The sequence below is a fragment of the Kaistella sp. genome (genome assembly GCF_041824135.1).
Classification (GTDB): Bacteria; Bacteroidota; Bacteroidia; order Flavobacteriales; family Weeksellaceae; genus Kaistella.
Genome location: NZ_JBGZYM010000058.1, coordinates 1 through 17,773 on the forward strand (window position 1 = coordinate 1; position 17,773 = coordinate 17,773).

The following is a 17,773-nucleotide window of genomic DNA, read 5'->3' on the forward strand; positions in this document are numbered from 1 at the left end:
GTACATCCTTTTGTACAAAACAACCTTTAGGGTGGTTTTAGCAGAGGGGCTCACCTGTTCCCATTCCGAACACAGAAGTTAAGCCCTCTAGCGCCGATGGTACTGCTAACGCGGGAGAGTAGGTCGCCGCCAGTCTTTTTTTTAACCTCAATCAGAAATGATTGAGGTTTTTTTGTGGCCAAAATATTGAGAGAAGATTAAAGACTAAAAGATAACAGACGAATAGATAATAGACAGAGATATAACAGAATAAAGAGAATACGAATAAGTAAAAAGAATAATGTGAAAAGACAAAATGCAAATCGACGATCGACTAAAATAGGAGATACTAAATATCTTGTATTATCGTTTCCGAAGATGATCCTAGTTTTCATGAGTTTTTTATCATAATATTTTTATTGAAGTAGTTGAGTAGTTAAGTTTTCCAAGATTGTAGTAAAAATTAATAGTAAAACTTTTGACTGTAATTATGATTTTTAAATCAACATATGTCTTTCAGTAAAGCAAGGCGTTCACTCCAATCCAAGTCTATGAAATAGATCTACGATGCGAGTTTGCAGAAATAGCCTGTCCAAGTTGTTTTGGTAAACCATTGAAGTTCCAGTGAAAAGAAAAACCGCCGGAGGTTATAGCCGCGATGGTAGCGACATCCTTTTTTGCTGGCAACGTTTTTATTTTGGATGAATTTAGTCGAAAGCAAAAAAGATACAGCGGACAGCGGGACTGGACTGGTAAGAAGCCAAAGTCTTGATGCTCCTTAATTGAGAATGTGATTTTGCTTTTATACTTAATCGGCCTGTATCTAACCAATTATTTTGCGGAAAAAATTTTTAAATACTACGTACGATCATCTATACGATATACGCCTCTTTTTTAACTTGTTTCTACAATAAAACATGTCGGATCGAATTCTCAAGAAGAAGATTGTAACAAGATGGATGGGATATTCAACTGTTCATTCTCTGAATGTAGATTTTTAAAATCTACTCAATATCCCCCAATGAATTTTAGTATCTCCAAATTTTATTGGATTTCCGAATTCATTTCCGTTGGATATCTGAAAACTCATTAAGCCGATTGGTAAAATAAAATTAAAGCCCAACCCGAAACTGTAAAGTTTTGGTTTTAATCCTAGGCTTTTATTTTGTAATTCTCCGTATTGCGCAAATACATCGAAGAATGCTTGGTTGCCAACTAAGTAACGATACTCGGCAGTTCCATAGTAATAGAAATCTGCGTAAAGAGCGTTTTCATTAAATCCACGTAAAGAATTCCATCCTCCAAAGCGCAGTAGTTCGTTGATTGCAAAGTTACTTTTGGAGTTTAATAGCGCGCTTTCTGCTCTTAAGTTTAAATAGTTATTTCCTTTGATATGAAAATTTCGCTCACCAGAAATGAAGAAATTAGTCTGGTTTGCGGTGATGTTTTCTGCAGAATAATTGGTGGTGATATAATCCGCCTCTGCTCTGATTCTCGTTTTATATAAAAATAATTCAACCTCCGAAGGTTCGGAATAGTCATACCACAATCCAACTCCTTTCTTGTTGTAATCTCTTCCTTGAACATAAAGAGAATCAAGAACAGTTGAAGTTTCGAACGTACCACGTAGTCCAATTTTCTGCTTACTGTTTAAATGAAGATAAAATGCTGGTGTGAGTTTTACATTGGCATAAGTAGAATCCTGTCGGAAAATATTAATTTTAAAATTACCTCCAATATTTGATTTAAATAAATAAGGAATGTCGGTTTGCAAATCGAAAGTTTGTCCTTTATCTGGATTTCGCTGCCAGAAAATATTCACGGTTTCAAAACCATTAAACATATTCCTGAAGTTCAGATTCAAGCTTCCATTAAAAGTAAACTTCTCTGTTTTATCATTTCCAAAACCGATCACGCCATCAAACGAATTCGATTTTTTCTTCTGGGCAAAAAGGAACACATTAGTAGAATCTTTTGTAAATAAAGTTTGCGGTGCTTTATCCAAAAGTATAAAAGGATGATTCTGTAACGACTGATTCAACTTCGATAAAGTATTTTCCTGGTAATTTTTACCCAGATATTCTTTTTCTAAATTTTTGATAAAACGTTTTGGGACTTTTTCATATCCTTTAAAAACAATCCCGTCGATTTTCCGTTGATCACTTTTAATGACTGAAAGTTCTACTTGTGGAATATCACCTTTCATTCCTTTAAATTGAGATCTTACACGATTAAAAACAAAACCTTGATTTCTGTATTTCTCGCTTATTTCCTTTTTTAAGGAGTCTAAATTTTTGGTGAAAAACTGTGGTTGATATTTAAAGTTCCTTATCGTTTCCTCATCAAGTCGAACTTCAGCTTGATTATAATTTTTACCTTTGTCAAAGAAGATTTGAGTGAGATTCCCATCTTTGTTCACCTTTTTAACTTCAGTAAAATAATAATAATTCTGAGTTAAGGAATCCAGAAATTTCACCGCAGCGGTAGAATCTTTTGCCAACGTTTTTTTATCGGTTTGGATATCGATGAGCCAATATTCTTTCGCTTGTGCTTTCAAAAAAACACAGGTGAAAAGCAGGAAAAGTGGAAGTAAGATTTTCAATGAAATTATTTCTCTGTTTGAACTCAATATATCGGCGTTTATTATACGTTTAGCAATATTTTTTTACCTTTATAAAATTAATCGTTTTCAAAAGAATGACGGCTATTCATTACTTTTTATCTATGAAAAAAATTGGTTTATTTTTCGGGAGTTTTAATCCCATTCACATTGGTCATCTGATTTTGGCGAATTACATAATTGAAAATACGGATATGGATGAACTGTGGTTTGTCGTTAGTCCGCAAAATCCGTTTAAAGATAAAAAATCTTTACTGAAAGATCATAACCGTTTAGATATGGTTCAGCATGCGTTGAAAAATTATCCAAAACTACGTGCTTCTAATGTTGAATTTTCTTTGCCAGTTCCTAGTTACACCATTGATACATTGACTTATCTGCATGAAAAACATCCAGATTATTCTTTCTCTTTAATAATGGGCGAAGATAATTTAAATGGACTTTCAAAATGGAAGAATGCAGATACTTTAATTAAAAATCACCACATCATCGTTTATCCAAGAGTTTTTGATGAAGCAAAAAAAGAAAGTGAATATTTACAACATGAAAATATTTCTTTAATTAAAGCGCCCATCATCGAACTTTCTGCTACCGAAATTCGCAACATGATTAAAGAAGGAAAGAACGTACGACCGATGTTGCCACCAGAAGTTTTCGACTATCTAGATGGAAGTAATTTTTATAAATAGAAAATATTTTTAATCCCATGTTTTAATCCTTAAATTTGCCTATTGACTTGCTATAGCGAGTTTATAAATTACATCTATGAATTTTATCGAAAATTTTTTCGCCAAATATAGCCAAGATCAAATCCACAAATGGTTTAAACAAATTTGTGTAGCAGAAGCCATCTCTTGGTTATTTCTGTTCAGCGCCATGGTTTGGATCCGATATGATCGCGAAGGACTTTTACCCACAATTTACATTATCATTATCGGTAATATCCACGGCTTATTTTTTTCCCTTTATTTACTGTTGCTTTTCAATGCGAAAAAGATTTACGAATGGGATGAAGAAGATACCGTCTTTGCTTTACTTTCTGCCTTTTTCCCTTTCGCCACTATTTGGGTTGATAAAAAGTTAGCACGTTTCAATCGGGAAGAATAATTTTCTACAAAAAAGACCATCAATTAAGAGCAGATTTTTCTGCTCTTTTTTTGTTAAATGATGTAATACTTTAGCTTTCTGAGTTGTATACTATGTAAGTCTTTAGATATTTATAAATTTTTATCACTGATTATCAACGATTTAAATTAAAAAGAATATAGTTTTTAGTACTTTGTATTGCATAATACTAAAAAGATTATATATCTTTGCATAGTAAGATTCTAAAAAACTAAAAACTAAAATAAAGGGAGGAAGTAAAAACTAAAAACCAGAACTGATAACCAAATCAAAAACTAATAACTCAACTTCCTTCTTTTTTTAAAACTCTACGCCATGAAAAAACTATTGATTTCTCTATCTCTCCTTACCTGTTTCGTCGCATTCGCTCAGAAAGGACCAAAATATGATTCAGCAAAAGTGAAAGATATTCAAGAAGTTGTGATGACCAAAAAGGTTTTCAAAAAAGAGAGCGACCGATTTGTTTATGATGTTGCTGCCTCACCGGTTGCAAAGGGAAATACCGCTTTCGGACTTTTGAAAGAAACGCCACTGGTTTCTTCTACCGATGATAGGACTTTAAGAATTGCGGGAAAATCAAATGCAGTTATTTACATCAACGGTCGTGTGACGCAAATGGATGCTGACGGTCTGGTAGAATTTTTGAAAAATATGCCGGCAGAAAATATTCAAAAAATAGAAGTGATCACCATGCCCGGAAGTGAATTCAATGTGGAATCCACAGACGGAATTATTAATATCGTTCTTAAAAAGAAAGCCACCGATGGTTTGAATGGAAATTTAAGATTGACGAACGAACAAAATTATTATAATGCTACCGGAGCTGGCGTAAGTCTCAACTATAGAAGAGATAAATTAGGAGTCAGTGCGAATGTTAATACCAGCGAAAATATTGACGAAAAATATTTCATTCTTACGAATGGTAACCAAAATGCAAGCAACCGTTCTGAAGGAAATATGACCGACCCTAATAAAAATTTAGGCGGTTATTTAAATATTGATTATCAACTCAACGATAAAAGTAGTTTAGCGTTAACGTATAATTCTAGAGCCAATAAGAGCAATAATTCGACGATCAATTTTTTCAATACGACCAAAAATAATTTAACAAATGAGGTGCAGTATTCCTGGACCAGAAGTAAAGAAGATGCGAGATCTTATAATAATTCAGTCAACTTAAATTATGAATTGAAAACGGATACTTTGGGAAGTAAACTCAATTTGAATGTTGCGGGATTGTTGTATAAAAGATTTCAAACTTCTAATAATTCGACGTTTATTGCTGATCGTAATCAAAATCAATTGAATCAAACTTTACTGATTGAACAGAATCAACCTCAAATCATCAATAATTTTTCGGCAACAGCTGATTATATTAAAAAATTCAAAAATGAGTTCACGGTTGCATTAGGTGGAAATTTTAATAGAACGAATACCGATAACGACACCCAGTATAACGCGTTCGACTTTCGTACCCAACTTTCGGAAGCGAATCCAAATCATTTCCTTTATGAAGAAAATATTCTTGGTACTTATGTGACGGTTGAAAAGGTGTTCTCTCCAAAATTCTCAGGAAAGATCGGAACTCGTTTTGAGTACACGCAAAGCGAAGGCAATTCTGATTATGCTCAAGATGAAAGGCTCAGAAACATCAAAAGAAATTACAATAAATTATTGCCTTTCTTAAGTGCAAACTATGCCATAAACGACAATAATAATATTTCATACGCTTTTTCGAGCCGTATGAAAAGACCTTCTTTCTGGGAATTGAATCCAGTAAAAACCTTACTGACAGAATTTAATTATACTCAAAATAATCCTTTTGTTAAAGCATCCTCGATCTATTCTCACGAGTTGACATATATGTATAAAAGCTCTTATTTCTTAATCCTTAACCACAGTTTCATTAAAGATGCAATTACAGAAGTTCCTTTGCAGGGAGTGATCGACGGTAAAAATCAGTTGCGCTACATTAGAACCAATTTCGGAAACAACCAGGAAATGAGTGCCATGATAGGAATGCAGAAAAGTTTCTTTAAAGGGTATTTAACATCCAATTTTAATATTGGTATGCAAAGAAATGTAAATAATGCAAGTTTAAACGAAGATCCAATAACAGGAGATATCTTTCCAGTTTACGAGAACAAGAAATCATCAAACAGTTTATTAATCCAGACCAACAATAACATTCGACTTGATAAAAACAAGACTTGGTTTTTAGGCGTGAACTATTTCTATGTCGATAAACAACAGATCGAATTGGGCCAGTTGAATCAATTGATGAGTTTAGATCTTAACATTAAAAAGGTTTGGAATCAATGGACGTTCTCGCTCGATTTAGATGATGTTTTAAATACGCAGCAAATTATTGTGAATGATATTCAGGATAACGGCAACTTTAACACCATTGATCAAAATCGATATATAAGAGGAGTTAAATTAACAATGGTTTATAATTTCGGAAATCAGAAAGTGAAAAAAGTGCGGGATATCGACAGTGCTGATAAAGATATTAAAAACAGAACCAGATAATATTCATACAGGTTAATTATATTTTATTTTTTCAAAGAAAAACCCTTAGAATCTCTAAGGGTTTTCGTTTTTCACGTGAAGTCACAAAGGAAACGGAAAGAAGTACATTTTAATTTCTTTTTAAATCTAATAAAGTCTTTCCGTTTTTTCCGTGAAATATGTTTTTAATTCTTCGGTAAGAAAACTTCTGCCAGCATGCATCTCGCACTTCCGCCGCCGTTGACTTCGATGGTATTTAAATCTGCATAAATGATTTCGCAGTAAGATTCAATTTTTTCAATCTGCTTCCTCGTTAAAGATTTGTAGGCGGTTTGGCTCATGACCAAAAACTGAGATCCTTCTTCATTTTGAACTTGCAGCATATTTCCGGCAAACTGATGCATTTGTTCTTCAGAAATTTCAATGACTTCTTTATCCGTTGATTTAATGACTTCCTGAACTTTTTCCCTTTCCAGTTCGTCATCAATACAATCCAGGCAAATTACTACAAACTGTTCTGCAACACACATCATTACATTGGTGTGGTAAATTGGCAACCTTTGATTTCCTACATTTTGAAACGAATGAAAAACGACTGGCGTGTAACCGAACTTTTCACAGAAATCGCGGAATAATCCTTCATCTAAACGCAGCGAAACAGATCCGTATGCAATTTTAAAGTCATGATCGAAAATCATACTTCCCGTTCCTTCTAAAAATTGATCTTCAGTTTCAGCAGAAGATAGATCTTCAACTTCATTGATGTTAAACCCTTCATCGCGAAGCGTGTCTAAAATGTCTGAACGTCTCTCCACTCTTCGGTTCGGCGCAAACATTGGGTACAAGGCAACTCTTCCATCTTCGTGAAAACTAACCCAGTTATTTGGGAAAATAGAGTCCGGAGAATGAGGTTCCAAGGTATCTTTTATAGTGATCACCTGAATTCCTTTCTCTCGCAGTTTTTCTACAAAATTGTTGAATTCCTGAAGCGCTTTTTCCTGAATGTCGGCTTCTTTTTGTTCGACCTGAAAATAGTTGTTTTGAGCAGTTTGGGAGTTGTAACCGAAAGCGATCGGTTCTACCATCAGAACGGTATTTGCTGTTTGCATGAATAATAAGTTTTAATGAGGAGTAATCCTTTATCTCACAAAAATACTTAAATTTATAGATAATAAAAATATCATGTTAGAAATTGCTTGTTTTGAAATTACTTCTGCAGAAATCGCCTGTGAATCGATGGCTGATCGAATAGAATTCTGCGATGATTTTGAAAAAGGCGGAACAACTCCCGACTTTTACGAGTTTATGCATCTGAAAAGACATTATCAAACTCCCATTTATGTCATGATTCGTCCGAAAGGCGGTCCGTTTTTTTATTCCGATGCCGAATTCATTGAAATGAAGAACAGCATTATCACTTTTAAAGAAGGCGGCGCTAATGGTTTCGTGTTTGGAATTCTAACGTCGAATAATGAAATTGATGAAGCCAGAAATAAAGAATTAATTGAATTGGCTGGCGAAACGCCGTGTACTTTTCATCGGGCTTTTGACCGAACAGCAGATTTAGAAAAATCAATTCAAACTTTGATTAAATTAGGTTATAAAACCGTTCTAACTTCTGGCGGTAAAAAATCTGCCATGGAAGGAAAAGAAGCGTTGCAATCTTTAGTTCAGAATTATTCCGATAAAATAGAGATTCTTATTGGTGGTGGCGTACGTTCGGAAAATATTGAAGAACTGAAAAAGTTCACCGGCGGAACCAGTTTTCATTCCTCCGCAATCTTAAAATACGACACTTTCGTAACGAATGATGAAATTAAGAAACTTAAAAAGTTGTGTTCTTAAAATCTTCTTTTTAAACAATTAAAACACAAACGTTATTTGATATTAGAGATATTTTTATAAAGGAAAGTATTCAAATGTCCTTTGCTGAGTGAAACGCCTTTAGATTCGTAATTTGAAAAGCATCTTTGTTTAAAATCTTTGCGTCAAAATACCACGTGTAAAATCTAAATTTATTCTCTTACCAAAGGCAAAGTAGAACATCTTAACAGTCCACCCATTTTAGAGATCTCGCGGTACGGAATTTCTTCCACCGTCATTCCCCATTCATTTCGCAGGTGATCATTCATTCTTGTAAAAGCTTTGTCAGAAACTACAATCTCTGGTGAGATCGAGAAAATATTTGGATTCATTTCAAACATTTCTTCATCGGTTACGTGGAAACAATTTTCTTCACCAAAAATATCCAGAATTAAAAGGTAATCGCTTTCATCAACAAATCCGTTTTTATAAATAATACATTTATCTTTTCCGACAGGATTGAAAGTACAGTCCAAATGAAGAATTCCTGCGTAAGGTTCGCGGTCGTTTTTCTTTAATTCAAAATCCAGGATTCTTTTTTTAGGAAAATATTCTTTAAGAATGTTAATGGCGTATTCGTTCGTCCTGGCAGTTTTGAAATTCCGATAATCTTCAGAAAAGCAAGTTCCGATAAAGATAAAGTCATTCCAGACAATCACGTCACCACCTTCAATGTGAGCCGTATCAGGAAGATTGATGATGTCTCTCCATTTTACTTCTTCGAAAATTTTTCGGTAAGCTTCCTGCTCATCAGCACGGTCTGCAATAACATTAGAGATAATCATTTTATCCTCAATAACGAAGGCGACATCTCTGGCAAAAACCTGGTTGTAATCTTTGATGATCTCTGGACGAAATACTTTTACATCATGTTTTTTTAATATTTTTTCGAATTCGCTCATCTCAAAAATGACATCTTCTTCGGTAGGATAAATTCCTTTTTGAATAGTATCATAAGATTTTGCATCGTAACTTTCCTCTAAAGTGGGAACGGCTCCCAATGAATTAGGTTGACCTAAAACTACAGACTTAAGTCTTCCTGTTTCGTTTTTTATATTGAGTTTCATACGATATCGCTGATTTGAATTTGATGTAAAGTCGTGAATTAACTTTGATTTTTACCTTTAAAAAGATCTGATTTCAAATATACCAAAGATTTTTTGTCTATCCTCATTTTTTTATTAATTTCCTGTCCGTTTTTATGACATCGAAAATGTTAAAATAGCGTGTCAAACTGCGTATTTTATTAAAAAATGTTTAAAATGTGGTCTTTCTCGTTAATGTTTAGTTAAAATTGAAACGAACCTCTTTCTATGAATACTCATTTAGCATTAAATTTGTTTAGTAGATAATTAAATATAACGTTTTAAATAATTTATGACGATGAGAAATACCTTGAAAAAACTGATTCCGTATGCAGTTGTAGGAGTAATGTCTGGTGCTACCACCTTTGGAGCCATCAATTACTTTAATGTAAATAGTAAAGATTCAGATTTTAATTATTTTGCACCTAAGAATAGTGATGCGAAATATGCCTCTTTCAACATGAGTGGAGTTGGAGATGACTTCGTGAAGGCTGCCAAAATGACCGTTCCTGCGGTAGTGAGTATCAAAAACTTTTCTAACAGGAAAACCAGAACAACCGAGCAGGATCTTTTTGATCAGTTCTTCGGAAATCCATTCGGAGGAAACCCGAGACAGCAGCACCAAACTCCGCCACCCAATATGCCAACGGGAATGGGTTCTGGGGTAATCATTTCTCCTGATGGTTATATTATCTCGAACAATCACGTAATTGCTGGAGCGACGAAATTAGAAGTCGTTCTTTCTAATAAAAAATCTTACGTTGCCAATTTAGTGGGAACCGATCCAACCACAGATATCGCACTTTTAAAAATTGAAGAAAAAGGATTGCCTTATCTTAATTTTGCCAATTCAGATAACGCTGAAGTAGGTCAGTGGGTTTTAGCAGTTGGAAATCCGATGGGCTTAAATTCTACCGTTACAGCTGGGATTGTTTCTGCAAAAGGAAGAAGCATTGATTTGCTCAGCCAACAGTCAAGAACACCAATTGAAAGTTTTATACAAACTGATGCAGCCATTAATCCAGGAAATTCTGGTGGTGCTTTGGTCAATACCAATGGGGAATTGATTGGGATCAACTCGGCGATTTCTTCTAAAACTGGTTATTATGAAGGATACGGTTTTGCCGTTCCCGCCAATCTAGCCAGAAAAGTTGTGGAGGACATCAAGCAGTTTGGTTTGGTTCAAAGAGGATTTTTAGGCGTAGTTCCTTTAGATCTATCTGATGAAAGAAGTGTTGCGGCTTACAATCAACAGAAAAAAACCAATCTTAAAGCAGGAGACGGCGTTTACTTAATCGAAGTTGCTGAAAAAGGTGGTGCTGAAGATGCAGGTTTAAGAAATGGAGATATTGTGACTAAAGTGGACAACACCGTTGTTTCAAGTTATTACGATCTTTCATTTGCTGTCGGTAGTAAAAGACCTGGTGATAAAGTATCGGTAACGTACACCCGAAACGGAAAACAAAATACGGTGAATGTGACTTTGAAAGATCAAAAAGGTGGCACATCATTACGAAGTAAAGCCGACCTTTCTGTAACTGAAAAGATCGGATCTGAGTTTGAGCCTTTAAGTGAAAAATTCAAAACGGATTATGGTTTAAACAGTGGAGTTATTGCTAAGAATGTAATTGAAGGAAGCGAGATTTCAAAAATAGGAGTCGTTGATAATTATATTGTCATTGAAGTAAATGGGAAACCAGTGAACTCGCAGAAAGATATTGAAAAGATATTGCAGTCTTACAGCGGAAATGTTCAAATCAAATATGTTGATGAATACGGCAGAATGACGACCAGAGGATTTAAAATGCCTTAGGATAATATTTATCAAAATTGAAAAACGCAACTTTTTAAGGTTGCGTTTTTTTGTGTTCAAACATTCTTTTAATCTTTGATGAAATTGTAATTTTTGCCACCTTGTTTTAAAATCATCGTTTTATTAGCGGGCATAAATTCTAAAACAATTCCTGCCTGATCAAACTTAAATATATTTTTATCGCTGGCGTCAAGAGGAAAGGCAGATTGTCCGGTTGCTTGCGCCATCAATGTTGTGTCATTTTTGGTAACCGTAATTTTTAAAGGAATGTCTTTACTGGAATAAATTCCTAGATATTGATCTAGATCTGCTGACGGTAATTCGAGAGTTTTAAAAGCTGGGATTTCGTACGGTTGATTAAAGACGGCACTTAAAACTGCGATCGCAATATTGTTGTTGGTGTAATTACTTCCATTGGATGTTAATGCGAAGGAGACTTTCTCCTCTTGGAAATAACCGTAATTAGAACTGAAGCCATCGATTCCGCCAGTATGACCAAAGGCTTTTTTCGCACCAAAAGGCATTTGAAAAAGTCCGGAACCATAATCATCTTTGATGGTTTCCATTAGGTTTAAACTTTTTTCTGAAATGATTTTCCCATTAAATAATGCCTCTGCAAATTGCAATAAATCACTTGGCGTAGAAACGATTGCACCTGCTCCAAGAGGAATGGAAAGATCGGTTTCTGTTTCTTTGATCCAGTTATTCTCAAAGGTGTAAGAGTGAGCTTCATTGTTTTTTAGGTTAATTTTCCCGCCTGCATACGTGTTTTTTAAGCCGATTGGTTTAATGATTTTTTCTTGTACGACTTCTGAATATGATTTTTTATAAATCTTCTCTAAAATGAAACTTAGTAAAACATAATTAGAATTGCTGTAATCTGCTTTGGTGTCCGGTTCAAAATCGCTGCCACCATCTTCTATTATTTTCAGTAATTCTTGTTCAGATTTTTTTTGGGTGTTCCAAGACAGATAATTTTCATTGTCTGTAAAACTGTGAATTCCACTTCTGTGATTGAGCAAATTGCTGATGCTTATTTTATCAGCGTTTTTGATGTTTGGAAATTATTTTGAAATTTTGGTATCCAGCGAAAGTTTATTTTCCTCAACTGCTTTAAAAACCAGTGCGCTGGTAAACGATTTCGAAATAGAACCGATTCTGTATTTAGTCGTTTGGTTGGGTTTAGTTTTCGATTCTACATCAGAAAAGCCGATGGATTTGGTGTAGATTATTTTACCATTTTCGGAAAGAGCAACGCTTCCCATAAATTTGTTATTATTTTCTAAAGTCTGAAAATAAAGATCGAGCTTTTCCTTATCAAACTTCTGAGCGAAGGAAGTTGCAGTAAATAAGGTGATCTAAAAGATTAGGAGTAGTTTTTTCATTCTGTTTTATTTCAAGTGAATATTAAAATTTAGACAGATTAATATTAAGATTTAAAATTCGCTTCGAATGAAAAAACGGAAAGTGATTGTAGCCATGATCGAAATCTCGTCTAAAAACGAGATAAACAAACAGGCATAGTGTATAGCGGGAGGGATGCGAAATAGTGACGCTCCTAAAAAAAAGAAATTCTAATTTTTACTTTGCAGTTTTTTTAATCTTTTCTTCTTTCTTTCGTAGATCACTTCGGTAATTTTTCCGCCGATCCAGGCAAAAGGGAAGAACGTAAGGAAGATTAAGATTTTATAAAAAGTAGGATGATACGGGAATATAATGATGTCGAGCATCGCCATAAATAAAAGAATAAAACCGATTAAAATGGCATAAGCTACTTTCGCATATTTCACAATAATCGCCGTTACCACACCACCAACGGTTGCTGCAATCCCAGATGAAATTAAGAGCGCAACGAAGAAGTAGGGTTTATGCTCCATTGCTTTCAGCAGTGTTTCCCAACGTTGAAACGGCGTAAATCCCTCGTAGGTAATCCACGACGAATTGATTCTTACTCCCAATGAAATAAGAAGTGCTGCCACAAACAAACCTGTGAGAACTGCAAATGTATTTCTTAAAAAATTCATTTAAAATTGATGTGCGATCATAGAAATTTCGATGTCAACATTGCGCGGTAAACAAGATACTTGTACCGTTTCTCTCGCAGGATAGCTTCCCTCGGTAAGGTAAGACGCGTAGATGTCATTCATCACGGCAAAATCATCCATATTCTTTAAAAAGATCGTCGCTTTCACCACATTGCTGAAAGTTAATCCAGCTTCAGTAAGAATCGCTTCTAAATTCTTCATCACCTGATGCGTGGCTTTTTCAATCGTTTCCTCTAATTTACCCGTTTCTGAATTGAAAGGAATTTGTCCGGAGATATAAAGGATTCCATTCGCAAAATTCGCTTGTGCATAAGGTCCAATTGCAGCAGGTGCTTTCGACGTGGAGATGATGATCTTTTTCATAGCTATCTAATTATTTTTTTGAGGTCATACGGAATCGCCTGTGTCTATTTGTGCTTGTTTGCAGTTTTTGAAATTGGAGATTTCATAGGTTTGATATTTGGCAAATATAAAACTTAAGTTCTATTATTTAAAATTTAAAACGGTGCATTCGGTTGGGTGAAGCTTCGGTCCTTATATTTCACGGCATCCCGCAGGATATTGGCTTTTATCCCGATGAAGAAATCATAAACTTTGTACTGTCCGTAAGGAATCCAGTTAAAGTTAATGGTGAAACTTCGCTGGTCTCTGGAGAATCCTAATTGAGTTGTAGCGATTTCTTTTTTAACGATATCATAATACAAATTACCAGTGATATTCCAGAATGGAGATAACTTAATACTTCCATCAAGGCCTAAGGATGCTACATTATTTCCAAATCTTGTTAAACTTCTGGTGTATCCATATTGGGCGTTTATATTTAAACTCCACGGTTGCTTGAATCGTGAGTAATTATCTTCATCAAAATAATAATCTTCGTTTCGAATATCGCCTTTGGTTTTATACTTCTTAGCAAGTTCTTCTTTTTCACCAAAAATTGCATCACTCAACGGGTAGGAAAGTTGTGCATTAAAACCTTGCACACTGAAATGTCCGAAGTTTTCAGTTCTGATTCCGACATCACTGTCAGGCGCAAAAATAATTTGATACGGTTCTAAAGTTAGACTCGTATTTAAATTTAATTTTTCAAATAAAGTAGTCTGACCATTAAACGTAAACATCGACCATTTGTACTTTGGCGCTGCAAAATTATAATTGGTATTGAAATTTAAACTTTCAAAGATTTTGAGTTTTTTAGTTCCGGTGGAATCTTTTTTAGACTTCACTTTCATCTCTAAGTTATTATTGATGGAAAAACTCAAAGCTTGCACTAAACCTGAATTTGGGGAACCGATAATTCCACGATCGAAAATAGAGTAGGGCGTCATTTCCCCACGATCATTGTAATAATTTTTATAATATCCGAAACTCTGTGCGGAGAAATCTGGTGAATAACTGAACCCAATCTGTGGGGTCATCATGTGACGAATCGCCTGAATGGACGAGGTTTTTTTGAAATTTAACATGCCGTACAAAACGGTTTGTAAACTTGTACTCGTGGAGAAAGAAGAATATCCCGCAATTTTATTATTGAGAATATCTTCCACTTTATTCGTAATCGGATTGTAATTACGGGTCAGTGTTTTCGTGGTTAAAGCATTGTCAATATTCGCAGAAATCGAGAACGTAAAATATTTAGCGATCGTAGTGTTGGTTCCTAACGCAATATTGTTTTTAAGTCCGGTTTGCATTTTCTCCCACATCGCTTTGGTAAAAAGCTCGCCTTCATCGGTCTGAACATAATTGTTCAAATTCAATCCTGTGTTTACGGTGATGTTTTCCAGTAAACCTTGTCTAACTCCGGTCTTTGGTTTGAATAAATAAAACTGATTTATCGCCACGTTCATCAACGGAAGCTTTAAATCTGCCAAGCCTGTGGAGAAATTCTGGGAATAAGAAGAAGTTCCGGTAATGGTAATCGGTAACGTCAGAAATCTCTTAACCACACTCACCGTGGAATTCTGCTGTGCGTTAAGATTATTTTGATTGAATGCGTAATTATTATTAACCGTGTTATTATAGAATTTATTACTCACTACATCTACCGAAGCCGAAAAGGTAAGAAACGGATTGGCTTTAGCATCTTGTTGATGTCGCCAGGCGATTCGGTAAGTTCCTGTTTTTGAATAATCATCAAGCCCTTTAATTCCACGAACGGTCGTACCGACGTCGGCCGAAAAGTTTCCGCTGTATTTATAGTTTTTCTTGTAATTAACTTCGGGTTTTAGATTCCAGCTACCTTTGGTGTAAATGTCTGCCAGAATTTTTAGGTCGAAATGATCGCCAATCGGTTGGTAGTATCCTAATCCGTTCAGAAAGAATCCAACGTCTTCCCGTTCTCCAAAACTCGGAATCAAAATTCCCGCGCTCCTTTTATCTGAGAAAGGCAAAATAGCAAAAGGCATAATCAAAGGCGTCGGCACTTGTTCAATATACATTTGAATCGGACCGGTTATGACCTGCGATTTATTTTTTCCTTTAATTAATTTGATGTTTGGAGCCAGCAAATAGTAATCAGCGATGGTGTCTTTTTTCTTTATGAAATATTCATCGGTGGTATATTTTCCTCTTCGCATAAAGAAAACCGAATCGTTATATTTCTTCGTTTTTTCAGCAACGATCACTCCTTCGCTTTCTTCTGTTCTTGCATTAAAAGCGATCGCTTGACGCGTTTTGATGTTGTACGTAAACTCGTCGTATTCGTAAGTTTTCCCTCCTTGAACGGCGACTGCGGGCTTTTTAATTTTCCCCAAAGAATCTAATTCGCCTCTGGCAAAAATTAAAGATTGGTCCCAATCGATAGAAATATAATCCGCATCAATCGTCATGTCCTGATATTTCACCTGCGCATTTTTGTTCAGGTAAGTCATCCTTTTTTGGATATCGTTTCTGTTACGGTCGGCTTTGGTTCTCACCACCGCGTCTAGCTGTTCTTTCTTTAGAACAATCGTATCAGATTTAGATATAGTATCATTAACTATCTTATTTCCAGCCAAATTTTGAGCATGCAGATGTGCTAAAAAATTGTTAAAAATTAGGATAATTAAGATTTGTAGTATATTTTTGAAGCCAGTTTTGACCAAAGCGCTTTTATCTGTTATATATATTGGCGTCAAAATTAATACAATTTTTAAAATCTAAAGATGATTACCAATAGTTTTTCCTTTAAAAAGTACTTATTCCTTTTATTCTCTTTAATATTCATCCTTCCGAGTGCTCAGAAAAAGTTTACCATTGTTCTGGATGCCGGTCACGGCGGCAGTGATCATGGCGCAAACCGGCATTATAGTGACCTGGGAACCGTGAGGGAAAAAGACGTTACCTTGGCCATTACCCTGAAGTTGGGAAGAATGCTGGAAAAGAATAAAGACTATAAAGTTATTTATACCAGAAAAATCGACGAATTCCCATCATTAACAGAACGGACTACTTTAGCCAACCGCAGCAAGGCCGACTTATTTATTTCCATTCACGTTAACGCAAGTACAAAAACATCACCTTACGGTACGGAAACTTTCGTGCAGGGTCCTGACCAAAACAAAACAAATCTTGAAGTTGCAAAGGCAGAGAACGATGTGATTTATTTGGATGAAAGAGATCGTGAAACTTTCGCGTCTTATGATCCGAAATCTCCAGAGTCTTTGATCGCTTTGAAAATGCAGCAAAGTAAATATCTGGAAACAAGTTTGCTCTTCGGAAGTTATGTTGAAGGGAATTTCGTAAATAAGGACAAGCGATTTTCAAGAGGGGTGAAACAACAGAATCTTCATGTTTTAAGGTTAAATGCAATGCCTTCAGTATTGGTTGAAACTGGATTTGTCAGCAATTATGATGACGCTTCTTATTTGGCGTCTGATAGAGGTCAGAACCAAGTAGCGGAGAGTATTTATGACGCCATCATTAATTATAAAAAGAGCATTGAAAGAAATGGAGGCATGGTAAACTTGCCCAAAGAACCAGAAAAACCAATAGAAGTTGCTCTAAAGAATGATTTCAGAATTCTATTAATGTCTTCACCAGTGAAGTATAATGCGGGTGATCCAGCTTTAAAAGGTCTGAATTACGTTCTTCCTCTTAAGGACAATGATATGTATAAATATTACTACAGCGTCACGAATATGGCTTCTGTGAGAGATAATAATTTAAAAACTGCAAAAGATGCTGGCTTTAGAAATGCAACCTCTATATCGTTTGTTCCTAATCAGAAATTAGGTACTGGTTATTACACTTTAGAAGTAGCGGTAAGCGATCAGAAATTAAGCTCAAACTCTTTTATGCTCAATGCTTTAAAAGACGTGGCCAGAGAAAAAGTGAAGGGTAAGTATTACTATACTTATGGCAGGTTCTCCAGCTTAGAAGAGGCTGTGAAAGCGCAGAAGATACTCGATGATAAAGGGATTAAAAATACCACCATTCAAAAAAAATCAAGATAAAAGAAGAAAAGGTGTTGCAGGATTAAAAAGTAATTTCTATTTTTGCAGTCCTCAAAGCAAAGGCCTATTCGTCTAGTGGTAAGGACTCAAGATTTTCAGTCTTGCAACAGGGGTTCGATTCCCTTATAGGCTACTAAAGATGAAAGTTTTTGAAAAGTTTTATAAAAAGATTTTGTAATTAAAAAAAGATTATTATCTTTGCACCCAAGTTTTTAAGAAGATATGGCAAATCATAAATCAGCTCTGAAAAGAATCAGACAAAGCGAAAAGAAAAGATTAATCAACAGATACTACCACAA

Annotated in this window: 13 protein-coding genes, 1 tRNA gene, 1 rRNA gene and 1 pseudogene; 9 read left to right on the forward strand and 7 right to left on the reverse strand. The window is 35.1% G+C overall.

Going from position 1 to position 17,773, the window contains the following annotated elements; all coding sequences use genetic code 11:
* Positions 1-27: 27 nt before the first annotated feature.
* Positions 28-135, forward strand: a 5S ribosomal RNA gene (gene rrf, locus ACEYOS_RS06425).
* A gap of 841 nt (positions 136-976) precedes the next feature.
* Here rrf and ACEYOS_RS06430 read toward each other — a convergent pair.
* Positions 977-2,581: a hypothetical protein gene (locus tag ACEYOS_RS06430; protein ID WP_373709098.1), complete on the reverse strand. Its 1,605-nt coding sequence runs from the start codon at positions 2,579-2,581 to the stop codon at positions 977-979.
* A gap of 122 nt (positions 2,582-2,703) precedes the next feature.
* On the opposite strand from ACEYOS_RS06430, the gene nadD reads away from it, so the two are divergent.
* The 3 genes from nadD (at position 2,704) to ACEYOS_RS06445 (ending at position 6,256) form a co-directional block, all read left to right on the forward strand.
* Positions 2,704-3,288, forward strand: coding sequence for a nicotinate (nicotinamide) nucleotide adenylyltransferase (gene nadD, locus ACEYOS_RS06435; protein WP_373709099.1), 585 nt, complete (start codon positions 2,704-2,706; stop codon positions 3,286-3,288).
* A gap of 76 nt (positions 3,289-3,364) precedes the next feature.
* A complete protein-coding gene (locus ACEYOS_RS06440) occupies positions 3,365-3,706 on the forward strand; it encodes a DUF3817 domain-containing protein (protein WP_373709100.1) in 342 nt (113 codons plus the stop codon).
* A 333-nt stretch (positions 3,707-4,039) separates the two neighbouring features.
* Positions 4,040-6,256, forward strand: a complete 2,217-nt coding sequence (locus ACEYOS_RS06445; RefSeq protein ID WP_373709101.1) for a TonB-dependent receptor domain-containing protein — start codon at positions 4,040-4,042, stop codon at positions 6,254-6,256.
* Positions 6,257-6,420: 164 nt separating this feature from the next.
* Here ACEYOS_RS06445 and ctlX read toward each other — a convergent pair whose 3' ends face one another.
* Entirely contained in the window at positions 6,421-7,344 is a 924-nt protein-coding gene (gene ctlX, locus ACEYOS_RS06450; protein ID WP_373709102.1) for a citrulline utilization hydrolase CtlX, read from the reverse strand.
* A 73-nt stretch (positions 7,345-7,417) separates the two neighbouring features.
* Here ctlX and ACEYOS_RS06455 point away from each other — a divergent pair, with 73 nt between their 5' ends.
* Entirely contained in the window at positions 7,418-8,080 is a 663-nt protein-coding gene (locus ACEYOS_RS06455; protein ID WP_373709103.1) for a copper homeostasis protein CutC, read from the forward strand.
* 170 nt (positions 8,081-8,250) lie between these two features.
* On the opposite strand, the gene ACEYOS_RS06460 is transcribed toward ACEYOS_RS06455, so the two are convergent.
* Positions 8,251-9,165 (reverse strand): dimethylarginine dimethylaminohydrolase family protein, encoded by a 915-nt coding sequence (locus tag ACEYOS_RS06460; RefSeq protein WP_373709104.1) that lies wholly within the window; start codon positions 9,163-9,165, stop codon positions 8,251-8,253.
* A gap of 316 nt (positions 9,166-9,481) precedes the next feature.
* Here ACEYOS_RS06460 and ACEYOS_RS06465 point away from each other — a divergent pair, with 316 nt between their 5' ends.
* The gene (locus tag ACEYOS_RS06465) at positions 9,482-10,996 is read left to right on the forward strand and encodes a trypsin-like peptidase domain-containing protein (protein WP_373709105.1); all 1,515 of its coding nucleotides are present in this window, start codon (positions 9,482-9,484) and stop codon (positions 10,994-10,996) included.
* Positions 10,997-11,064: 68 nt separating this feature from the next.
* Here ACEYOS_RS06465 and ACEYOS_RS06470 read toward each other — a convergent pair.
* The 4 genes and pseudogenes from ACEYOS_RS06470 to ACEYOS_RS06485 all read right to left on the reverse strand — a co-directional run bounded on the left by ACEYOS_RS06470 (position 11,065) and on the right by ACEYOS_RS06485 (position 16,124).
* Positions 11,065-12,261: pseudogene (locus ACEYOS_RS06470) on the reverse strand (serine hydrolase domain-containing protein).
* A gap of 309 nt (positions 12,262-12,570) precedes the next feature.
* The gene (locus ACEYOS_RS06475) at positions 12,571-13,020 is read right to left on the reverse strand and encodes a hypothetical protein (RefSeq protein ID WP_373709106.1); all 450 of its coding nucleotides are present in this window, start codon (positions 13,018-13,020) and stop codon (positions 12,571-12,573) included.
* Complete coding sequence (locus ACEYOS_RS06480; RefSeq protein ID WP_373709744.1) at positions 13,021-13,404, reverse strand: Rid family detoxifying hydrolase; 384 nt, start codon at positions 13,402-13,404, stop codon at positions 13,021-13,023.
* A gap of 134 nt (positions 13,405-13,538) precedes the next feature.
* On the reverse strand, positions 13,539-16,124 hold the full coding sequence (locus ACEYOS_RS06485) for a putative LPS assembly protein LptD (RefSeq protein ID WP_373709746.1): 2,586 nt from the start codon (positions 16,122-16,124) through the stop codon (positions 13,539-13,541).
* 60 nt (positions 16,125-16,184) lie between these two features.
* On the opposite strand from ACEYOS_RS06485, the gene ACEYOS_RS06490 reads away from it, so the two are divergent.
* From ACEYOS_RS06490 to rpsT, 3 genes are all read left to right on the forward strand, one after another.
* Positions 16,185-17,474 (forward strand): N-acetylmuramoyl-L-alanine amidase, encoded by a 1,290-nt coding sequence (locus ACEYOS_RS06490; RefSeq protein ID WP_373709743.1) that lies wholly within the window; start codon positions 16,185-16,187, stop codon positions 17,472-17,474.
* A 61-nt stretch (positions 17,475-17,535) separates the two neighbouring features.
* Positions 17,536-17,607: transfer RNA gene (locus ACEYOS_RS06495), tRNA-Glu, on the forward strand.
* A gap of 89 nt (positions 17,608-17,696) precedes the next feature.
* Positions 17,697-17,773, forward strand: a 77-nt coding sequence (rpsT, locus tag ACEYOS_RS06500) for a 30S ribosomal protein S20 (RefSeq protein WP_373797543.1), incomplete at its 3' end; no start/stop codon positions are given.

Excerpts from the sequence above, each read along its gene's own strand:
- nadD (WP_373709099.1), top strand. The coding sequence starts at position 2,704 with ATGAAAAAAATTGGTTTATTTTTCGGGAGTTTTAATCCCATTCACATT.
- ACEYOS_RS06440 (WP_373709100.1), top strand. The coding sequence starts at position 3,365 with ATGAATTTTATCGAAAATTTTTTCGCCAAATATAGCCAAGATCAAATC.
- ACEYOS_RS06445 (WP_373709101.1), top strand. The coding sequence starts at position 4,040 with ATGAAAAAACTATTGATTTCTCTATCTCTCCTTACCTGTTTCGTCGCA.
- ctlX (WP_373709102.1), bottom strand. The coding sequence starts at position 7,344 with ATGCAAACAGCAAATACCGTTCTGATGGTAGAACCGATCGCTTTCGGT.
- ACEYOS_RS06455 (WP_373709103.1), top strand. The coding sequence starts at position 7,418 with ATGTTAGAAATTGCTTGTTTTGAAATTACTTCTGCAGAAATCGCCTGT.
- ACEYOS_RS06460 (WP_373709104.1), bottom strand. The coding sequence starts at position 9,165 with ATGAAACTCAATATAAAAAACGAAACAGGAAGACTTAAGTCTGTAGTT.
- ACEYOS_RS06465 (WP_373709105.1), top strand. The coding sequence starts at position 9,482 with ATGAGAAATACCTTGAAAAAACTGATTCCGTATGCAGTTGTAGGAGTA.
- ACEYOS_RS06475 (WP_373709106.1), bottom strand. The coding sequence starts at position 13,020 with ATGAATTTTTTAAGAAATACATTTGCAGTTCTCACAGGTTTGTTTGTG.
- ACEYOS_RS06480 (WP_373709744.1), bottom strand. The coding sequence starts at position 13,404 with ATGAAAAAGATCATCATCTCCACGTCGAAAGCACCTGCTGCAATTGGA.
- ACEYOS_RS06490 (WP_373709743.1), top strand. The coding sequence starts at position 16,185 with ATGATTACCAATAGTTTTTCCTTTAAAAAGTACTTATTCCTTTTATTC.